Origin of the sequence: Frigoribacterium sp. RIT-PI-h (genome assembly GCF_001297205.1) — a bacterium.
Taxonomy (GTDB): Bacteria; Actinomycetota; Actinomycetes; order Actinomycetales; family Microbacteriaceae; genus Frigoribacterium.
This window is the reverse complement of the sequence record NZ_LHOZ01000061.1, coordinates 48,538-67,293: the sequence shown is the minus strand read 5'-3', so window position 1 is coordinate 67,293 and position 18,756 is coordinate 48,538. Positions and strand designations below refer to the sequence as shown.

The window sequence follows — 18,756 nt, the reverse complement described above, 5'->3', positions numbered from 1 at the left end:
CCGCGGAATAGATTGGACGCCATGTCTTCCTCCGAAGCGACCGACGCGCCGCCGCCCGTCCAGCTCCTGTCGCCGTCGGGCGAGGCGGTCGAGTCGGCTGCGGCCGACGAGTTCCGCCCCTACGTCGACGCCCTCGGCGACGACGGACTCCGCGCCCTCCACCGCGACATGGTGCTGACCCGTCGGTTCGACCGCGAGGCCGCGGCCCTGGCCCGCCAGGGTCAGCTCGCCCTGTGGGTGCCGAGCCACGGCCAAGAGGGCGCCCAGGTCGGCCTGGCCCACGCCACCCGCCCACAGGACCACCTGTTCCCGTCCTACCGCGAGCACGCCGTCGCCCTGTCCCGCGGCATCGACCCGGTCGACATCCTGCGCCTGCTGCGTGGGCACACGCACGGCGGCTGGAACCCCGCCGAGCACCAGAACTTCCACATCTACACGCTGGTGATCGGCTCGCAGACGCTGCACGCGACGGGTTTCGCCATGGGGCTCGGCCTCGACGGCAAGAGCGGCACGGGCGATCCCGAGGTCGACCAGGCCGTCGTGACGTTCTTCGGCGACGGCGCGACCAGCCAGGGCGACGTCAGCGAGGCCCTGGTGTTCGCCGCGAGCTTCCAGACCCCCGAGCTGTTCTTCCTGCAGAACAACCAGTGGGCGATCAGCGTGCCGGTCGCACGTCAGTCGCGCACGCCCCTCGTCGCCCGAGCCGGCGGCTTCGGCATCCCCGGCACGCAGGTCGACGGCAACGACGTGCTCGCGAGCTACGCCGTCAGCCGCCGCGACCTCGAGGCCGCCCGCGGCGGCGGCGGGCCGCGCTTCATCGAGGCGCTCACCTACCGCGTCGGCGCACACACCTCGTCCGACGACCCCACCAAGTACCGCACCGACGACGAGCTGCAGTCGTGGATCGCCCGTGACCCGATCACGCGGTTCGAGGCCTTCCTGCGGAACCGAGGCGAGGGCGACGCGTTCTTCGCCGACCTCGAGACCGAGGGCGACGACCTCGGAGCCGACGTCCGACGGCGCACGGTCTCGCTGCCGAACCCCGACCGCGGCCTCATCTTCGACCACGTGTACTCCGAGCCGCACCCGCTGATGACCGAACAGAAGCAGTGGTTGGCGACCTACGAGCAGAGCTTCGGTGGCGCGGGCGAGACCGCGACCACCGACGAGGGGGCAGCATGACCGACACCGTCGAGAACCCGACCGGCACGGTCGAGCCGACCCGCGCCTCCGTGCAGACCATGCCGCTCGGCAAGGCGATCAACGCCGGACTCCGCAAGGCCATGGCCGACGACCCCCGCGTGCTCCTGATGGGAGAAGACATCGGCACGCTCGGTGGCGTCTTCCGCGTGACCGAGGGGCTGCAGGCCGAGTTCGGCGAGAAGCGCGTCATCGACACCCCGCTCGCCGAGTCGGGCATCGTGGGCACCGCGATCGGACTCGCCATGGGCGGCTTCCGCCCGGTCTGCGAGATCCAGTTCGACGGCTTCATCTACCCTGGCTTCGACCAGATCACGTCGCAGCTCGCCAAGATGACGAACCGTCACGAGGGTGCGGTCACGATGCCGGTCGTGATCCGGGTGCCGTACGGCGGACACATCGGCGCGGTCGAGCACCACCAGGAGAGCCCCGAGGCGTACTTCGCCCACACGGCGGGCCTGCGCGTCGTCAGCCCGAGCACACCGCACGACGCCTACTGGATGATCCAAGAGGCCATCGCGTCGAACGACCCCGTCATGTTCTTCGAGCCCAAGAGCCGCTACTGGCCCAAGGGCGAGGTCGACCTGGGCGACCCGCAGGCGCCGTTGCACGCGAGCCGCGTCGTCCGGACGGGCACCGAGGTGACCCTGCTGGGGCACGGCGCGATGGTCAGCGTGCTGCTCCAGGCGGCCGAGATCGCGGCGGCCGAGGGCGTCTCGGCCGAGGTCGTCGACCTGCGGTCGCTCTCACCGGTCGACTACGGGCCCATCCTCGAGTCGGTCCGCAAGACCGGGCGCCTCGTCGTGGCACAGGAGGCCCCCGGTTTCGTCTCGGTCGGCTCCGAGATCGCCGCCACCGTCGCCGAGAAGGCCTTCTACTCGCTCGAGGCGCCCGTGCTGCGCGTCAGCGGCTTCGACGCTCCCTTCCCTCCTGCCAAGCTCGAGACGCAGTACCTGCCCGACGCCGACCGCGTGCTCGAGGCGGTCGACCGGGCCCTGGCCTACTAGGAGTCACGACATGACCAGCGAATTCACCCTGCCCGACGTCGGCGAGGGCCTGACCGAGGCCGAGATCGTCGAGTGGAAGGTCGCCCCCGGCGACAGCGTCGAGATCAACCAGGTGCTCGTCGAGATCGAGACCGCGAAGTCGCTCGTCGAGTTGCCGTCGCCCTACGCCGGCGTGGTCGAGAGCATCCTCGTCGAACCGGGCACCACGGTCGACGTCGGCACCCCGATCATCCGGGTCGGCGACTCGTCGGCACCCGCGACCCCGTCGGGTCGTGCTGCCGCGTCCGAGTCGCTCGAGTCGGGCGGGCTCGCGCGCACGGCGCAGGTCGTGTCGCAGAACGAAGAGGCACTCTCGGCGCAGCGTGCCCGTCAGGCCGAAGCAGCAGCACCCACCGCCGCGGTGCCGGCGCAGGGCTCGACTCCCGTCGCCCCGGTCCGCTCGGCCGGCGCGGTCAGCGCCGCCGGCGACACCGGCGCGGTGGCGCACGCACCCGAGGCCGCACCCGAGGCCGCTGCCGTCTCCGGTTCGGGCGCCGTGCTCGTGGGCTACGGCGCCGCGGGCGGTCACGGCGCGACCCGCCGGCGTCGTCCGTCGCAGCCCGAGGTCGACGCCCGGCAGCTGCGCGTCGCCGGGCCGGCCCGGCGGCGCCCCCCCCCGTCGGGGCCCGCCGCCCCGGCCCTGCCGATCACCGCCAAGCCGCCGATCCGCAAGCTGGCCAAAGACCTCGAGGTCGACCTCGCCGTCGTCCAGCCGACCGGCCTGGCCGGCGAGGTCACGCGCGACGACGTCATCCGTCACGCCCAGCAGGCCAGCGTCTTCCGTAACAGCGAGACGCCCGAGTGGGGCGAGGAGCGCGTCGAGCGCATCCCGGTCAAGGGCGTCCGCCAGGCCATCGCCGCGGCCATGACGTCGTCGGCGTTCACCGCACCGCACGTCAGCCTGTTCGTCGACGTCGACGCCACCCGCACGATGGAGTTCGTCAAGCGACTGAAGGCGTCGCCGCAGTTCGCTGGCGTCAAGGTCTCGCCGCTGCTGATCATGGCCAAGGCGATCATCTGGGCCGTGCGTCGCAACCCGATGGTCAACTCGGCCTGGACCGACCGCGAGATCCTCGTGCGGCACTTCGTCAACCTCGGCATCGCCGCGGCCACCCCGCGTGGCCTGATCGTGCCGAACGTCAAAGAGGCCCAGTCGATGAGCCTGCTCGAGTTGGCCCAGGCCCTCGAGCAGCTGACGCTGACCGCGCGCGACGGCAAGACGACGCCGGCCGACATGCGAGACGGCACGATCACCATCACCAACATCGGCGTCTTCGGCATGGACACCGGCACGCCGATCCTCAACCCGGGCGAGGTCGCGATCGTGGCCCTCGGCACGATCAAGCCGAAGGCCTGGGTGGTCGACGGCGAGGTGCGCTCGCGCATGGTGACGACGATCGGGGCGAGCTTCGACCACCGCGTGGTCGACGGCGACGTCGCCAGCCGGTTCGTGGCCGACGTGGCGAGCGTCCTCGAAGAGCCGGCGCTGCTGCTCGACTGAGCCGCGCCTCCTCGTCCGTTCCTGTGAACCGCACCCCCGCCGGGTCCTCACCTGGCTGGGGACGGACGGCGTGGACTAACGTCGAGTGCAGGACGACCGGTCATGACCAGATGGGACCACCCTCGGGCGCGACCGACGAGGGGCCCATGACCGACCACATCACCGACGGAGCCGTGCCGAAGCACGAGCAGTTGCGCTCCATCGTGCAGCGGCTCGCGGCCGGTTCGCAGCCCGGCTCGGCGATCGCGAGCGAGCGCCAGCTCATGCTCGAGTACGGCGTCAGCCGCATCACCGTGCGCGAGGCCGTGGGGCAGCTCGTGAACGAGGGCTGGTTGACCCGCGTGCGAGGCAAGGGCACCTTCGTGGCGCACCGCGTCGTGCAGTCGACGCTGCACCTCGCCTCGTTCACCGACGAGATGACCAAGCTCGGTCACGTGCCGAGCACGGTCGTGCTGGTGAAGGCCGAGACGACTCCCCCGCCCGAGACGGCCGCGGCACTCGGACTCGAGGCCGGCGCCTCGGCGTTCCACGTCAAGCGCCTGCGCCTGGCCGACGGCGTGCCGGTCAGCATCGACGACGGCTGGTACCCCGCCGACCGCCTGCCCGGGCTGCTCGACCACGACCTGAGCCGGTCGTTGTACCGCACGCTCGACGGCGACTACGCGACGCCGATCACGCGCGCGACGCAGACGGTCAGCGCCGAGGGGGCCGACGCCGACGTCGCGACCCTGCTCGGCACGCGAGAGGGTGCCCCGGTCATGTACTTCGACCGGATCTCGTTCGCGGGCGACGTCCCGCTCGAACACGCCAAGAGCTGGTACCGCTCGGACCGCTACCGCCTGAAGATGCAGGTCGAGTCGGGCACCACCCCGGTGTGACACCCGGCCACGGCCGCACGGCACCGCATCTCGTGCACCGCACCGCGTCCAGACCGGGTGTGGTGCACGACACGCGGCGCCCCGTCGGGCCGCGAGCATCGTGGTGCCGGCCTCAGAGGTCGAAGAGGGGCTCGCCCATGGCGACGGTCGTGCCGACGGCGTGCTGCGGGACGCTGTCGGGGGCGCTGTCGAGCACGACGACCGGGATGACGGCCGAGTAGCCCGCCGCGGCCACGACGGTCGGGTCGAACCGGACGACGAGGTCGCCCGCCGCGACGGTCGCGCCCTCGGCGACGGCGAGTTCGAAGCCCGTGCCGCCGAGCTTCACCGTGTCGATGCCGACGTGCACGAGCAGGCCCGTGCCCGACCCGCCCACGACGACGAACGCGTGCGGGTGCAGCTTGACGATCTCGCCCGCGACGGGCGAGACGACGGCGACCAGGCCACCGGCAGGAGGCGCGCTCGGCTCGACCGCGACGCCCGCGCCCACGAGCTGCCCCGCGAACACGGCGTCGGGCACCTCGGCGAGCGCCGTCACCCGGCCGGCGACGGGCGAGACGACCATGGTCACGGCAGCAGGTCGTTGATGTCTTCGGCGAGCGAGTCGGCGATCGTGCCGACGATCACCTGGACGCTGCCGCCCGCGTGGACGACGGCGGTGGCACCGGCCGCCTTCAGGGCGGCGTCGTCGACGAGCGAGATGTCCCGCACGTCGGTGCGGAGGCGCGTGATGCAGCCCTCGATCTCCTCGATGTTGTCGGCGCCGCCGAGTCCGTCGATCATGGCCTGTGCTTTCGACATGAGCTGTTCTCCTCCGTGGGTCGGTCGCTCGCGGTGACGAGGTGGTCGTCCTAGTTGACACCACCCGTCGGTCTGAGGAAACTACCACTCACTGGTCATGACCGGACAGGACCGGGCTGGCTCCGCGCTCGACGCGACCCGCGCCTCCCGAACCGCCTCCACCCGCACGACACCCACCCCCGCACCACGGCTGCTCACCGACGAGAGGACCACCTGATGACGACGACGACCGAGTCGGCCCCGACCAAGAAGAGGGGCTCGGCCGCCTTCGCGGTGCTGCAGCGCCTCGGGCGCAGCCTCATGCTGCCGATCGCCGTGCTGCCCGCCGCGGGCATCCTGCTGCGACTCGGGCAGGACGACCTGCTCGGGGCGATCCCGGGCTTCGAGACCGGTGCCTCGGTGATCGGGGCGGCCGGGCAGGCGGTCTTCACCTGGCTGCCGCTGATCTTCGCGGTCGGCATCGCGATCGGCTGGGCGAAGAAGTCGGACGGCTCGACGGCCCTGGCCGCGGTCGTCGGCTACATGGTCGTCGACGGCGTCTTCACGGCCATGTCCCCGGTCGTGCTCGCCGGTCGCGAGACCCCGACGGGCGACCCCGAGGTCATCAACTACGGCGTGCTGGCCGGCATCGTGATGGGCATCCTGTCGGCGATCATCTGGCAGCGGTTCCACCGGACGAAGCTGCCCGACTTCCTCGGGTTCTTCTCGGGCCGCCGCATGGTGCCGATCCTCACGGCCGTCACCGGCCTGGTCGTCGGCGTGGTCATGTCGTTCATCTACCCGCTCTTCAACAACGCCCTCACCGGCATCGGCCAGGCCGTGGCGTCGAACGACGTGGTCGGCAGCGGCGTCTACGGCGTCGCCAACCGCCTGTTGATCCCCACGGGCCTGCACCACATCCTCAACTCGGTCGTCTGGTTCCTGGTCGGCGACTACACGAACGCGAGCGGCGAGGTCGTGCGCGGCGACCTGAACCGCTTCTTCGCCGGCGACCCGAGCGCCGGGGTGTTCATGACCGGGTTCTTCCCGATCTTCATGTTCGCCCTGCCCGCCGCGGCCCTGGCGATCTGGCGCCACGCCCGCCCCGAGAAGAAGAAGCTGATCGGCGGCATCATGCTGTCGACCGCGCTGACCGCGTTCATCACGGGCATCACCGAGCCGCTCGAGTTCTCGTTCATGTTCGTCGCCTGGCCGCTGTACGTGATCCACGCGGTGCTGACCGGCACGTCGATGATGCTTGTCAACGCGCTCGACATCCACACCGGGTTCACCTTCTCGGCGGGCTTGATCGACTACGTGCTGAACTTCAACATCTCGCAGAACTCGATCTGGCTGATCCCAATCGGGCTCGGCTACGCGGTCGTCTACTACGTCCTGTTCAGCTTCGTGATCAAGAAGTGGAACCTCAAGACTCCCGGTCGCGAGGACGACGACGCGGCCGGTGCCGAGTCCGTCGAGGCCGCCACGAAGGCCTAAGCCCCGCGAGACCCCAGGAAGTGACCGAGACCCCCGTGCGCGCACGGGGGTCTCGGCGCATTCCTGGGGTCTCGACAACCGAGGAGGCGCGCTCGGCCGGGCCGCGCCTCCTCGTTTTGACAATCATTATCAGTAGCAATAGCGTGACCGACATGAAGAAGCGCTCGCTGCCGACCCTGCTCGTCCTGCCCGCCGCCGCGGCCCTCGTGCTGAGCGGTTGCGCCACGGGCGCCTCCGGCTCGAGCGAGGCCGCCGACGGAGGCGCGATCTCGGGGGTCACGTCCACCAACGTCTACGGCGACATCGCCCGGACGGCCGGCGGCGACCTGGTCGACGTCACGCGCATCCTCAGCGACCCCTCGCACGACCCGCACTCGTACGAGGCCGACGCCCGCACGCAGCTGGCCGTCTCGAAGGCCGACGTGGTCGTCGAGAACGGCGGCGGCTACGACTCGTTCGTCGACACGATGGTCGACGCGAGCGGCACCGACGCCACCGTGGTCGACGCGGTCGACGTCTCGGGGCTCGACCCCGAGGCGGGGCACGACGACCACGCCGACGAGGCCACCGACGCCGCGAGCGACGACGCCACGCCCGAAGCCGACGAGCACGGCGCCGACGACCACGACGACCACGACCACGGCGCGTTCAACGAGCACGTCTTCTACAGCCTGCCGAGCATGGCGAAGCTCGCCACGGCCCTGGCCGACGAGTTCGGCCGGGTCGACACGGCGAACGCCGACACCTTCACCGCGAACGCCGAGGCCTTCGGCACGAAGATCGCCGACCTGGAGGCGCAGGCCGCGTCGATCAAGACGGCCCACGACGGCGACCCGGTCGCCTACACCGAGCCCGTGCCCGGCTACCTCTTCGACGCCATGGGCCTGGTCAACGTGACGCCCGCCGAGTTCTCCGAGGCCATCGAGGAGGGCGACGACGTCTCGCCCGCCGTGCTCAACGAGACCCTGAAGCTCTTCACCGACGGGAAGGTCGACCTGCTCGCCTACAACGAGCAGACCTCGAGCCCCGAGACCGAGCAGGTCGAGAAGGCCGCGACCGACGCGGGCGTCGCCATCGTTCCGGTCACCGAGCTGCTGCCCGAGGGGGAAGACTACGTGGCATGGCAACAGAGCAACATCGATGCGATCTCGGAGGCGCTCGGCAAGTGACCGACCCGTCCGGCGCGACCTCCGTCGCCGTCGCCACACGCGCCTCCTCGGCCGGTGGCGGCGGCGACGCCGTGCTGCGCCTCCGCGACGCCGGGGTCTCGTTCGGTGCCCGCACGCTCTGGTCGGGGCTCGACCTCGACGTGCGGCCGGGCGAGTTCATCGCGGTGCTCGGGCCGAACGGCGCGGGCAAGACGACGATGCTGCGCACGATCCTCGGCCAGCAGCAGCTGACAGAGGGCAGCATCGAGTTCCTCGGCCGACCGGTCGGGCGCGGCCACCGCCGCATCGGCTACGTGCCGCAGCAACGACTGATGGAATCCGGCACCCCGCTGCGCGCCCGCGACATGATCGCGCTCGGCGTCACGGGTCACCGCTGGGGGCTGCGCCGCGAGTCGGCCGCCGAACGGGCGCGCATCGACGCCCTGGTCGACGACGTCGGCGCGACGTCGTTCGCGACCTCGCCGGTCGCCAGCCTCAGCGGCGGCGAGCAACAGCGCACGCGGGTCGGCCAGGCCCTGGCCGCCGAACCGGCCCTGCTGCTCTGTGACGAACCCCTCATCTCGCTCGACCTGCGCCACCAGCGCGAGGTGACCCGGCTGATCGACGAGCAGAGACGAGCCCGCAACGCCGCGGTCGTGTTCGTCACGCACGACGTCAATCCCATCCTCGACGTCGTCGACCGGGTGCTCTACCTCGCCGGCGGCCGGTTCCGCATCGGCACGCCCGACGAGGTGCTGCGCGCCGACGTGCTGAGCGACCTCTACGGCACCCCGGTCGACGTGATCCGCACCATGGGTCGCATCGTGATCGTCGGCAGCCACGACGGCCACGACCACCACGTCGACGAGCACCAGGACGACGAAGGGCTCGTCCGATGACCGACCTGTGGTCGCAGCTGTTCAGCTTCCAGGACTTCGGCGAGCTGCTCGTGCTGGTCCGGAACAGCGTCGTCGCGGGCGCGGTCCTCGGCCTGGTGGGCGGCCTGATCGGCCCGTTCGTCATCACGCGCAACATGCCCTTCGCGGTGCACGGCATCAGCGAACTCTCGTTCGCCGGCGCCGCCGCCGCCCTGCTGCTCGGCGTCAACGTCGTCAGCGGTTCGCTCGTCGGCAGCCTGCTCGCGGCCCTGCTGATCGGACTGCTGGGCACCCGTGCGCGCGAGCGCAACTCGATCATCGCGGTGCTCATGCCGTTCGGCCTGGGCCTCGGCATCCTCTTCCTGGCGCTCTACCGGGGGCGGTCGGCCAACAAGTTCGGGCTGCTGACCGGCCAGATCGTGTCGGTCGACAACCCGCAGCTGGGCTGGCTGGTCGCCATCTCGGCCGTCGTGATCGTCACGCTGATCGTGATCTGGCGTCCGCTGACCTTCGCCAGCGTCGACCCCGACGTCGCCGCGGCGGCCGGCGTGCCCGTGCGCACGCTCGGCATCGTGTTCATGCTCGTGCTCGGCCTGTCGGTCGCGGTGTCGGTGCAGATCATCGGTGCACTGCTCGTGCTCTCGCTGCTCGTGACTCCCGCCGCGGCCGCGCTGAGGCTGACCGTGAACCCCCGGCTCGTGCCCGTGCTCAGCGTGACGTTCGCCGTCGTCTCGGTCGTCGGCGGCATCCTGCTCGCCCTCGGCGGCGGCCTGCCGATCAGCCCCTACGTCACCACCATCTCGTTCACGATCTGGCTCGTCTGCCGTCTGGTCGGCTGGCGTCGGACGACCGCCGCCGGGAAGCCGCGCAGGGGCCCGCGGGTACCCTTGGCCCCGACCGGGGTCCGAGACTCGACCGGGGTCTGACACAGAGAGGCAGGACGACGTGGTGGTCCGACGCAACACGTGGCAACGCGAGGCCGTGCGAGAAGCACTCGGCACGAGCGAGGGGTTCGTCAGCGCCCAGGCACTGCACGCCCACCTGCGCGAGACCGGCATCGGCCTGGCCACGGTCTACCGGGCCCTCGCCGACCTCGCCGCCGACGGCTCGGCCGACTCGCTGCAGCAAGAGGGCGAGAGCCTCTACCGCGCCTGCACCCCGGGCACGCACCACCATCACCTCATCTGCCGCAACTGCGGCACCACCGTCGAGATCGAGGCCGACGAGGTCGAGACCTGGGCCCAGCACGTCGCCGCGACGCACGGGTTCACCGAGGCGCAGCACGTGGTCGACGTGTTCGGCCTGTGCCCGGCGTGCACGGCCGAGGCCCGCGCGGCCGCCGACGCCTCCGCGATCCGCTGAGCCGCGCCTCCTCGTCCCCGATCCGTCAGGCCGAGGAGGCGCGGGTTGCGTGGGTCCGGGCGTGTCGCGTAAGCTCTCCCTTTGGTTGGGTGCTCTCTGCGCCCATGTGCACCGCCTCCCGGCACCATCGCCCGATCCTTCGATCGGGCAAGGGGGACCGGCGCGCCGACAAGTGACCTTGGGTGAGGGCTCCGGCCCTCACGGTATCTACGGAGGAAAACCATGGCAGCAACCTGCCAGGTGACCGGAGCCGTTCCCGGCTTCGGACACAACATCTCGCACTCGCACCGACGCACCAAGCGTCGTTTCGACCCGAACATCCAGAAGAAGACGTACTACGTGCCGTCGCTTCGTCGTAACGTGACGCTGCAGCTCAGCGCCAAGGGCATCAAGGTCATCGACGCTCGTGGCATCGAGTCGGTCGTCAAGGACCTGCTCGCTCGTGGGGAGAAGATCTAATGGCTCGTCAACAGGACGTCCGTCCCATCATCAAGCTCCGCTCGACGGCGGGCACCGGTTTCACGTACGTGACCAAGAAGAACCGTCGCAACAACCCCGACCGTCTCGTGCTGAAGAAGTACGACCCGGTGATTCGCAAGCACGTCGAATTCCGCGAGGAGCGCTAAAAATGGCCAAGAAGAGCATGATCGCCAAGAACAACCAGCGCGCCGAGATCGTGGCCCGCTACGCCGAGAAGCGTCTCGAGCTGAAGAAGGCCCTGATCGACCCGAACGGTTCCGACGAGAGCCGCGAGGCCGCTCGCCTCGGTCTGCAGAAGCTGCCGCGCAACGCGTCGCCGGTCCGCCTCCGCAACCGCGACTCGGTCGACGGCCGCCCCCGCGGTCACCTCAAGGCCTACGGCATCAGCCGCGTGCGGTTCCGCGACATGGCCCACCGTGGCGAGTTGCCGGGCATCACGAAGTCTTCCTGGTAGGTTTCAACCGGTTCCACAGGGCCCTCGGCTCTCTGGTCTCGATCGCACAGGCATGGTGAACGCCGTGTCTCGTCACACCGAATGAAGTCCGAGGAGGACATTTACATGGCTGACAAGTCACTGAACCGTACCGAGCTCGTCGCAGCTGTCGCATCCGAGTCCGGCCAGAGCCAGGCCGCCGTCAGCGGCGTCGTCGACGCGTTCTTCTCCGTCGTCTCGAAGTCGGTCGCCGACGGCACGAAGGTCACCATCCCCGGGTGGATCGCCTTCGAGAAGACGCACCGCGCCGCTCGCACCGGCCGCAACCCGCAGACGGGTGAGGCCCTCGAGATCGCCGCCAGCGACAGCGTCAAGGTCAGCGCCGGCAGCAAGCTCAAGGCTGCCGTCAAGTAGTCCTCGCTCTCACGAGCACCCGAGAAGGGGGGGGGCGACCAACGGGCGGCCCGCCCCTTCTCTCGTTCCGATCACCCGACGTCGAGCGACGCCCCCCCCCCCCGCCTGTTCACCAGGTGATCCGACTTACCCTGGTAGACGATGCCCAGACTCGCTCGCACCACGGCGCCCGCACTGCTCGTGCTGGTGGCGTTCGCGTCCCTCCTCGCCGCACTGAAGTTCGGCGGGGCGGCCGACGCGCCCCTCGTCGTCGACCCCGGCGAGGTCGTGCGCTACGGCCTGCCCATGGCCAAGATGCTGGGCAACATCGGCGCGGCCCTCACCATCGGCACACTCTTCCTGACCTGCTTCGCACTCACGCGACGCGAGGCCGAGTACGACCGCGCCATGGACGTCGCCGCGGCCGCCGCCGGCTTCTGGGCCGTCGCCTCGGCGATCACCCCCTTCTTCACGTTCCTCAGCGTCGCCAACGTCCCGGTCACCTTCGACGACCAGTTCGGGCGGACGCTCGCGTTCTTCCTGACGAACACCGAGCTCGGCACCGCCTGGCTCATCACGACGCTGATCGCGGCGACCGTCACGGTGCTCTGCTTCATCGTCCGCAACATCTGGTTGATCGTCGCCGTGACGGTGCTCGCCGCCGGTGGGCTCATCCCCATCGCCGAGCAGGGCCACGCGGCCGGCACGAGCGGGCACGACGCCGCCGTCACCGACCTCGCCCTGCACCTGGTGGGGGCCTCCGCCTGGCTGGGTGGCCTGCTCGCCATCGTGCTGCTGCGCGGACACCTCTCGAGCGGACGCCTCGCGGTCGTGCTCGCGCGTTACTCGAGCGTGGCCATCGTCTGCTTCGTGGTCGTCGCGGTGTCGGGCATCGGCAGCGCCGCGATCCGCATCGGCGACTGGTCGGCCCTGACGTCGGGCTACGGCGTGCTCGTGCTGGTCAAGACGTTCGCCCTCGTCGCGCTGGGCCTGTTCGGCGTCGTGCAGCGCCGCTGGCTCGTCGGCCGCCTCGCCACCCACCCCACCGCGACGGCGAAGCTCTTCTGGTGGTTCGTCACCGCCGAGCTCGCGTTCATGGGGCTCGCCTCGGGCGTCGCGGCCGCCCTCGCCCGGACGGCCACCCCGGTCGAGCAGGTCGCCGCGAGCGACCTCGCCGATCCGACCGCCGCGGTCATCCTCACCGAAGAGGCCCTGCCGCCCGAGCTGACGCCCCTGCGCTACCTCACCGAGTGGAACGTCGACCTGCTCTGGGGCCTGCTCTGCGCCTTCGGCGCCTTCTTCTACCTGGCCGGCGTCGTGCGCCTGCACCGCCGCGGCGACCGCTGGCCGGTCGGCCGGACCGTCTCGTGGGTGGCGGGCCTCGTCGTGCTGTTCTACATCACCTGCGGTGCACCGAACGTCTACGAGGAGTACCTCTTCAGCACGCACATGCTCGCGCACATGGCGCTGGGCATGCTCGTGCCCGTGCTGCTCGTGCCCGGCGCCCCGGTCACGCTCGCACTGCGCACCATCAAGAAGCGCAGCGACGGCTCGCGGGGCGGTCGCGAGTGGATCATGATCCTGGTGCACTCGCGGTTCGCGACGTTCGTCAGCAACCCGATCATCTCGGCGGTGCTGTTCGCGGGCTCGCTGTGGGCGTTCTACTACACGCCGTTGTTCAGCTGGGCGACCACCACGCACATCGGCCACTACTGGATGATCGTGCACTTCCTGATCACCGGCTACCTCTTCGTGCAGTCGATGATCGGCATCGACCCGGTCAAGGGTCGACTCCCCTACCCCGCCCGACTCGTCGTGTTGCTCGGGACCATGGCGTTCCACGCGTTCTTCGGCCTGGGCATCATGAGCGCCACGGGGCTCTTCCTCGCCGACTGGTACGGCGCCATGGGTCGCACCTGGGGGCCCACCCCGATGCAAGACCAGTACGTGGCCGGCGGCATCGCCTGGAGCGTCGGCGAGATCCCGACGATCGTCATGGCCGTCGCGGTGGCGATCATGTGGAGCCGCAGCGACGGTCGTGAAGCCGTCCGCAAGGACCGCCAGGCCGAGCGAGACGACGACGCCGAGCTCAGGGCCTACAACGAGCAGCTCGAGGCGCTGTCGCACCAGCGCGAGCGCACCCGCTGACGCCCCGAGGAGGCGCGGGTCGGGTCAGGCGAGCATCTCGCGCACCAGCGGCACGACCTTCGTGCCGTACAGCTCGATGCTGCGCATCATGAGTTCGTGCGGCAGGCGGCCCATGCTGTACCGCATGTCGAAGCGCGTGGCGCCGAGGAGGCGCATGTTCTGCGCGATCTTCGTGGCGACGGTCTCGGGGGACCCCACGTAGAGCGCACCGGTCGAGCTGGCACTGGCCTCGTACTGCGCACGGCTGTAGGGGGGCCAGCCGCGTTCGCGACCGAGCTGGTTCGTCTGCTCCTCTTGGTACGGGAACAGCGCCTCCTTGGCTTCGGCGTCGGTCTCGGCCACGAAACCGGGCGAGTGCATCGCGATCGGCTGCGAGTCGTGGCCGAACTCGCCGAGGGCACGACGGTAGAGGTCGGCGTAGGGCGCGAACTGGGCGGGCTGGCCGCCGATGATCGCGAGGAAGAGCGGGAAGCCGTAGTGCGCGGCGCGGATGACCGACTGCGGCGATCCGCCGACGCCGACCCAGGTGCGGATCGAGCCGCCCTCGGTCTTGGGGTAGACCTCTTGTGCGTCGAGACCGGCCCGGACGGTGCCCGACCAGGTCGTCGGGCCCTCCTTCAGCAGCTCGGCGAAGAGCTGGATCTTCTCCTCGAAGAGCACCTCGTAGTCCTGCAGGTCGAGGCCGAAGAGCGGGAACGACTCGGTGAACGAGCCACGGCCGAGGATGACCTCGGCGCGGCCGTTCGAGATCGCGTCGACCGTGGCGAAGCGCTGGAACACGCGCACGGGGTCGTCCGAGCTGAGGACGGTGACGGCCGAGCCCAGGCGGATCGTCTTCGTGCGGGCGGCGATGGCGGCGAGCACGACCTCGGGGGCCGAGACGGCGAAGTCCTCGCGGTGGTGCTCGCCGACGCCGATGAAGTCGAGGCCCACCTGATCGGCGAGCACGGCCTGCTCCACCAGGTTGCGGATGGCCTGGGCGTGCGTGACCGGGCTGCCGTCGAGGCGGTCGGTGATGTCGCCGAAGGTGTCGAGGCCGAACTCGAGGGGGTGTGCCATGCGGGTGCTCTCCAAATTCATACGTTTGCATCATTCTAACCGATGGAGGGCGATCGCGGGAGGGGCCCGGGCGCCGGGGCTCCGGGTGCGCGGACGGCGGGGTCAGAGGCGGTCGAGCGGGTTCGCGGCGATCCGGTCGCGCATGCCGCCCCGGATCGTCCGGCCGGCCTCGGACCCGGGCTTCCGGTGCGCCTGCGCCGACATCAGCCCGCCGAACTCGACGCCGAAGCCGTCGCGGGGCACCCGGTCGACGAGGGCGCCGACGAGTTCGACCGGCCAGTCGTCACCGCCCACCCCCGACACGTCGAGGCTCGTCGCGCGTTCGAGCAGGTGCCCCTCGACGTCGAGGCCGGACGAGACCGCGGGCCACATGTGCCGCACGATGACGTCGACCACCCGTTGCGACCGGTCGGACGACCACCCCGCCCCGGTCGCGAACACGCGGGCGACCTCGCCCCCGGCCCGCTCGAAGGGCTCGCCGTGGCTGTCGAACGGGCCGGCCAGCCCGACGTCGTGCAGCGCCGCCGCCACGAACAGCAACTCGTGGTCGAACGCCAGCCCCTCGCGTCGCCCCAGGGCCACGGCGAGCGCCGCCGAGCGTCGGCTGTGCGCGAGGAGGGCCGGGCTCGACACGACGGCGGCCGCCTCGAGGGCGCGGGCGGCCACGGGCGTAGGAGGCGCGAGCAGGTCGTCGAGGACGGCGGCGGTAGGTCGGGGCTCGGCGGTAGGTCGGGGCTCGGCGGTCGGTCGGGGCTCGGCGGTCATGGCAGGAACTCTACGAGTGGACAGGTCCTGCCACGAGTGGCAGTCTGGCCACCGTCCGTCGACATCGCGCCACACCGCCAGCCCGGTCAGCCAGCCAGCCAGCCCAGCCCAGGAGACCCCATGCCCCCGTTCCGCACCGTCGCCACGATCGTCGCCGACGGCGTCGCGCCCTTCGAGTTCGGGGTGCTCTGCGAGGTGTTCGGCCTCGACCGGACCGACGAGGGCGCGCCTCCGTTCGAGCACCGCATCGTGACCGAGCACCCGGGGCTCGTCCGCACGAACCAGGGCTTCTCCATCACGGTCGACCTCGACCTGGGTGCCGCGGCCGACGCCGACGTCATCTGCGTGCCGGCCCTCTGGAACCGGCCCGATCAGGCCGAGCTCGTCTCGCCGGCCGTGCGCGAGCTGCTCGTCGCGGCCGAGGCCCGCGGGGCGTGGTTGCTCAGCGTGTGCAGCGGGGCGTTCGTCCTGGCCGAGGCCGGGCTGCTCGACGGCCGCCGGGCGACGACCCACTGGCGCTACTCGGACGCCCTGCAACGCGACCACCCCGCGGTCGAGGTCGACGCCGACGTGCTCTTCGTCGAGGACCGCCGCGTCATCACGAGCGCGGGCACGGCCGCCGGCATCGACGCCTGCCTACACCTCGTCCGCCGCGAGCACGGCGCCGCCGCCGCGAACGTGATCGCCCGTCGGATGGTCGTGCCGCCGCACCGCGACGGCGGTCAGAGCCAGTTCATCAAGACGCCGCTCCCGGTCGAGGTCGACGACTCGCTCGCGCCGCTCACCGACTGGATGCTCGGGCACCTCCGCGACGACCTGAGCATCGAGGGGTTGGCCGCGAGGGCGCACATGTCGCCGCGCACGTTCGCCCGTCGCTTCAAGGCCGAGCTGGGGGCGACGCCCGGGGCGTGGCTCACCCGCCAGCGCCTCCTGCGGTCGCAAGAGCTGCTTGAGACCACGGGGCTCGGCATCGACGCGATCGCCGACGAGGTCGGCTTCGGTTCGGCGGCCGTGCTGCGACACCACTTCGCGCGCGTGCTCGGCACGACCCCGCGTGCCTACCGCACGACCTTCGGCGGCGTCGACGACGTGCGCGACCTCGAGCGGGCGGGAGCCGCCAGCGCCTGAACGGGACGGTCCTTGACAGGCCGACCCGCGCCTCCTAGGTTAACTACTTAAGTAGCTAACCAAAGGAGCAGTCGTGCTCGACGACGGGACGCCGATCTTCCAGCAGCTCGCTGCGCAGATCGAGAAGGACGTGCTCGACGGCACCTACGCCGACGAGGCCCCGGTGGCGTCGACCACCGAGCTCGCCGCGTTCTACCGGATCAACCCGGCCACGGCCGGCAAGGCCGTCAACCTGCTGGTCGACCGCGGCATCCTCTACAAGCGCCGGGGCGTCGGCATGTTCGTCGCGACCGGTGCCCGCGAGCGCCTGGCCGACCATCGCCGGGCCCGCTTCGCCGACGAGTACGTGCGCCCGCTGGTGGCCGAGGCACGCGCGCTGGGCATCGACGCCGCCGCCCTCCACCACCTGATCGAACAAGAGGACCAGTCATGAGCCCCGTGATCGAGATCACCGACCTGAGCCGTCGTTACGGCTCCTCGCGCGCCCTGGACGGCGTCGACCTCAGCGTCGACGAGGGGGTCATCTGCGGCCTCCTCGGCCGCAACGGCGCCGGCAAGACGACGCTGATGGCCTGCGTCGCCGGCCAGGAACGGCCGTCGGGAGGCGCGGTGCGGGTCTTCGGCCGAGAGCCCGCGGACCATGCCGACGTCCTGTCCCGGGTGTCGTTCGTGCGCGACAGCCAGCGGTACCCGGACGGCTTCAGGCTGAAGCACGTGCTCTCGGTGGCGCCGGCCTTCCACCGCGGGTGGGACGCCGCCCTCGCCCGCGACCTCGCCGCCGCCCTGCGGGTGCCCGAGAAGACCGACCTGAAGAAGATGTCCCGCGGGCAGCTGTCCGCCGCGTCGATCGTGATCGGCATGGCCTCGCGGGCCCCGCTGACGATCTTCGACGAGCCCTACCTCGGGCTCGACGCCACGGCCCGTCAGCTGTTCTACGACCGCCTGCTCGCCGATTACTCGGCCCACCCGCGCACGATCCTGCTCTCGACGCACCTGATCGACGAGATGGAGGCCCTGCTCGAACGGGTGGTCGTGCTCGACGAGGGCCGGGTGCGACTCGACTCCGACGTCGACGAGGCCCGGGCTTCCGCCTACCAGGTCGCCGGGACGGCATCCGCCGTCGACCGGTTCGCCGTCGGGCGCCGCCTCCTGTCCCAGCACGCGGTGGGTGGGCTGAAGACGGCGGTGGTCGACGGCGCCACCGACCGCACCACGCGAGCCGACGCCGCCTCGGCGGGCGTCGAGCTCTCGGGGGTCTCACTGCAACAGGTCGTCGCGGCCCTCGGCTCGCGCGACACCGAACTCGAAGGAGCCACCTCGTGAAGAGCGTCCTGCCCGTCGTCCGCCTGCAGTTCGCCCGCCGACGCGGCGTCCTGCTCGTGCCGTTGCTCATCGTCGCCATCACGTTCGCCGTCACCGTGGTGATCCAGGTCACGCTGCAGCGCTCGGGCGCCTACGACGACGGCGCCTCGTACGCCACCGGCGCACGCTTCAATCCGGGCGTCGTGTGGGCCCAGTCCGGGTACCTCGTCGCCATGGGCGTGGCCTCGGTCGCCTCGACCTTCCCCCTCGCCGCCTCGTTCGGGGCGCCGCGACGGGCGTTCGCGCTGGGCACCGCCGTGACCCACACCCTCGTCTCGCTCTACCTGACCGGGGTGTTCGCCGCCCTGCTCGCGCTCGAGGTGCTGACCGACCACTGGTTCGGCGGCTTCTACGTCTTCGACGTCAACGTCCTCGGTGCCGGTGACCTGGGCGTGCTCGTCCCGATCGTGTTCCTCGGCGCCCTCGTCGCCCAGACGGCCGGCGGGGTGTTCGGAGCGGCCTGGCTGCGGTTCGGGCCGCGGGGCCCGCTGGGCATCTCGATCGGCGTCGTCCTGGTGCTGGCCGTGGCGCTCCGGGCCGCCGGCCCCTCGCTGCCCGCCGTGTTCGCGAACTACGAGAGCTGGTGGGCGGCGCTCAGCGCCGCGCTGCTGGCGGCGGCGGCGATCGCGGGGACGTTCGCGGTCCTGCGCCGCGCCGCCGTCCGCTGACCGTCGCAGGCGACCCGCGCCTCCTGCGGT

General features: G+C 71.0%; 22 protein-coding genes. 18 read left to right on the top strand and 4 right to left on the bottom strand.

Features of this window, described 5'->3' with window-relative positions; genetic code table 11:
* Positions 1-21: 21 nt before the first annotated feature.
* From AEQ27_RS06390 to AEQ27_RS06375, 4 genes are all read left to right on the top strand, one after another.
* Positions 22-1,182: a thiamine pyrophosphate-dependent dehydrogenase E1 component subunit alpha gene (locus AEQ27_RS06390; RefSeq protein ID WP_054145890.1), complete on the top strand. Its 1,161-nt coding sequence runs from the start codon at positions 22-24 to the stop codon at positions 1,180-1,182.
* On the top strand, positions 1,179-2,207 hold the full coding sequence (locus AEQ27_RS06385) for an alpha-ketoacid dehydrogenase subunit beta (RefSeq protein ID WP_054145889.1): 1,029 nt from the start codon (positions 1,179-1,181) through the stop codon (positions 2,205-2,207). The genes AEQ27_RS06390 and AEQ27_RS06385 overlap by 4 nt, the downstream gene beginning before the upstream one ends.
* Positions 2,208-2,217: 10 nt before the next feature.
* Positions 2,218-3,747, top strand: coding sequence for a dihydrolipoamide acetyltransferase family protein (locus AEQ27_RS06380; protein WP_054145888.1), 1,530 nt, complete (start codon positions 2,218-2,220; stop codon positions 3,745-3,747).
* 146 nt (positions 3,748-3,893) lie between these two features.
* Positions 3,894-4,625 carry a GntR family transcriptional regulator gene (locus tag AEQ27_RS06375; protein WP_054145910.1) on the top strand — a complete coding sequence of 244 codons (732 nt, stop codon included), beginning with the start codon at positions 3,894-3,896 and terminating at the stop codon, positions 4,623-4,625.
* 112 nt (positions 4,626-4,737) lie between these two features.
* On the opposite strand, the gene AEQ27_RS06370 is transcribed toward AEQ27_RS06375, so the two are convergent.
* Together AEQ27_RS06370 and AEQ27_RS06365 are read right to left on the bottom strand one after the other, a co-directional pair.
* A complete protein-coding gene (locus AEQ27_RS06370; RefSeq protein ID WP_054145887.1) occupies positions 4,738-5,190 on the bottom strand; it encodes a PTS glucose transporter subunit IIA in 453 nt (150 codons plus the stop codon).
* Positions 5,191-5,192: 2 nt separating this feature from the next.
* Positions 5,193-5,426, bottom strand: a complete 234-nt coding sequence (locus tag AEQ27_RS06365) for a glucose PTS transporter subunit EIIB (protein WP_054145886.1) — start codon at positions 5,424-5,426, stop codon at positions 5,193-5,195.
* Positions 5,427-5,642: 216 nt separating this feature from the next.
* On the opposite strand from AEQ27_RS06365, the gene AEQ27_RS06360 reads away from it, so the two are divergent.
* The 10 genes from AEQ27_RS06360 to AEQ27_RS06315 all read left to right on the top strand — a co-directional run bounded on the left by AEQ27_RS06360 (position 5,643) and on the right by AEQ27_RS06315 (position 13,744).
* Complete coding sequence (locus tag AEQ27_RS06360) at positions 5,643-6,902, top strand: PTS transporter subunit EIIC (RefSeq protein ID WP_054145885.1); 1,260 nt, start codon at positions 5,643-5,645, stop codon at positions 6,900-6,902.
* Positions 6,903-7,054: 152 nt separating this feature from the next.
* Positions 7,055-8,071, top strand: coding sequence for a metal ABC transporter solute-binding protein, Zn/Mn family (locus tag AEQ27_RS06355; protein ID WP_054145909.1), 1,017 nt, complete (start codon positions 7,055-7,057; stop codon positions 8,069-8,071).
* Positions 8,068-8,949: a metal ABC transporter ATP-binding protein gene (locus AEQ27_RS06350; RefSeq protein WP_369813594.1), complete on the top strand. Its 882-nt coding sequence runs from the start codon at positions 8,068-8,070 to the stop codon at positions 8,947-8,949. Before AEQ27_RS06355 ends, AEQ27_RS06350 begins: the two co-directional genes overlap by 4 nt.
* On the top strand, positions 8,946-9,854 hold the full coding sequence (locus AEQ27_RS06345; RefSeq protein WP_054145884.1) for a metal ABC transporter permease: 909 nt from the start codon (positions 8,946-8,948) through the stop codon (positions 9,852-9,854). The genes AEQ27_RS06350 and AEQ27_RS06345 overlap by 4 nt, the downstream gene beginning before the upstream one ends.
* Positions 9,855-9,876: 22 nt before the next feature.
* A complete protein-coding gene (locus tag AEQ27_RS06340; protein ID WP_054145907.1) occupies positions 9,877-10,290 on the top strand; it encodes a Fur family transcriptional regulator in 414 nt (137 codons plus the stop codon).
* A gap of 222 nt (positions 10,291-10,512) precedes the next feature.
* Positions 10,513-10,749 (top strand): 50S ribosomal protein L28, encoded by a 237-nt coding sequence (gene rpmB / locus AEQ27_RS06335; RefSeq protein ID WP_043595945.1) that lies wholly within the window; start codon positions 10,513-10,515, stop codon positions 10,747-10,749.
* Complete coding sequence (gene rpmG / locus AEQ27_RS06330) at positions 10,749-10,916, top strand: 50S ribosomal protein L33 (RefSeq protein ID WP_043595944.1); 168 nt, start codon at positions 10,749-10,751, stop codon at positions 10,914-10,916. The genes rpmB and rpmG overlap by 1 nt, the downstream gene beginning before the upstream one ends.
* Before the next feature lie 2 nt (positions 10,917-10,918).
* Positions 10,919-11,224, top strand: a complete 306-nt coding sequence (rpsN, locus tag AEQ27_RS06325; protein WP_043595941.1) for a 30S ribosomal protein S14 — start codon at positions 10,919-10,921, stop codon at positions 11,222-11,224.
* A gap of 105 nt (positions 11,225-11,329) precedes the next feature.
* The gene (locus AEQ27_RS06320; RefSeq protein ID WP_043595940.1) at positions 11,330-11,617 is read left to right on the top strand and encodes an HU family DNA-binding protein; all 288 of its coding nucleotides are present in this window, start codon (positions 11,330-11,332) and stop codon (positions 11,615-11,617) included.
* A 141-nt stretch (positions 11,618-11,758) separates the two neighbouring features.
* Positions 11,759-13,744: a cytochrome c oxidase assembly protein gene (locus tag AEQ27_RS06315; protein ID WP_054145883.1), complete on the top strand. Its 1,986-nt coding sequence runs from the start codon at positions 11,759-11,761 to the stop codon at positions 13,742-13,744.
* Positions 13,745-13,768: 24 nt separating this feature from the next.
* On the opposite strand, the gene AEQ27_RS06310 is transcribed toward AEQ27_RS06315, so the two are convergent.
* Both AEQ27_RS06310 and AEQ27_RS06305 read right to left on the bottom strand, forming a co-directional pair.
* Positions 13,769-14,803 carry an LLM class flavin-dependent oxidoreductase gene (locus AEQ27_RS06310; protein ID WP_054145882.1) on the bottom strand — a complete coding sequence of 345 codons (1,035 nt, stop codon included), beginning with the start codon at positions 14,801-14,803 and terminating at the stop codon, positions 13,769-13,771.
* Positions 14,804-14,905: 102 nt separating this feature from the next.
* Positions 14,906-15,568 (bottom strand): HD domain-containing protein, encoded by a 663-nt coding sequence (locus AEQ27_RS06305; protein ID WP_082383294.1) that lies wholly within the window; start codon positions 15,566-15,568, stop codon positions 14,906-14,908.
* A 120-nt stretch (positions 15,569-15,688) separates the two neighbouring features.
* Between AEQ27_RS06305 and AEQ27_RS06300 the strand changes: the two genes are divergently transcribed.
* The 4 genes from AEQ27_RS06300 to AEQ27_RS06285 all read left to right on the top strand — a co-directional run bounded on the left by AEQ27_RS06300 (position 15,689) and on the right by AEQ27_RS06285 (position 18,726).
* On the top strand, positions 15,689-16,696 hold the full coding sequence (locus AEQ27_RS06300; RefSeq protein WP_054145881.1) for a GlxA family transcriptional regulator: 1,008 nt from the start codon (positions 15,689-15,691) through the stop codon (positions 16,694-16,696).
* Positions 16,697-16,769: 73 nt separating this feature from the next.
* The gene (locus AEQ27_RS06295) at positions 16,770-17,129 is read left to right on the top strand and encodes a GntR family transcriptional regulator (RefSeq protein ID WP_054145880.1); all 360 of its coding nucleotides are present in this window, start codon (positions 16,770-16,772) and stop codon (positions 17,127-17,129) included.
* Positions 17,126-18,019, top strand: coding sequence for an ATP-binding cassette domain-containing protein (locus AEQ27_RS06290; protein ID WP_054145879.1), 894 nt, complete (start codon positions 17,126-17,128; stop codon positions 18,017-18,019). The genes AEQ27_RS06295 and AEQ27_RS06290 overlap by 4 nt, the downstream gene beginning before the upstream one ends.
* The gene (locus tag AEQ27_RS06285; protein ID WP_054145878.1) at positions 18,016-18,726 is read left to right on the top strand and encodes a hypothetical protein; all 711 of its coding nucleotides are present in this window, start codon (positions 18,016-18,018) and stop codon (positions 18,724-18,726) included. Before AEQ27_RS06290 ends, AEQ27_RS06285 begins: the two co-directional genes overlap by 4 nt.
* Positions 18,727-18,756 lie beyond the last annotated feature (30 nt).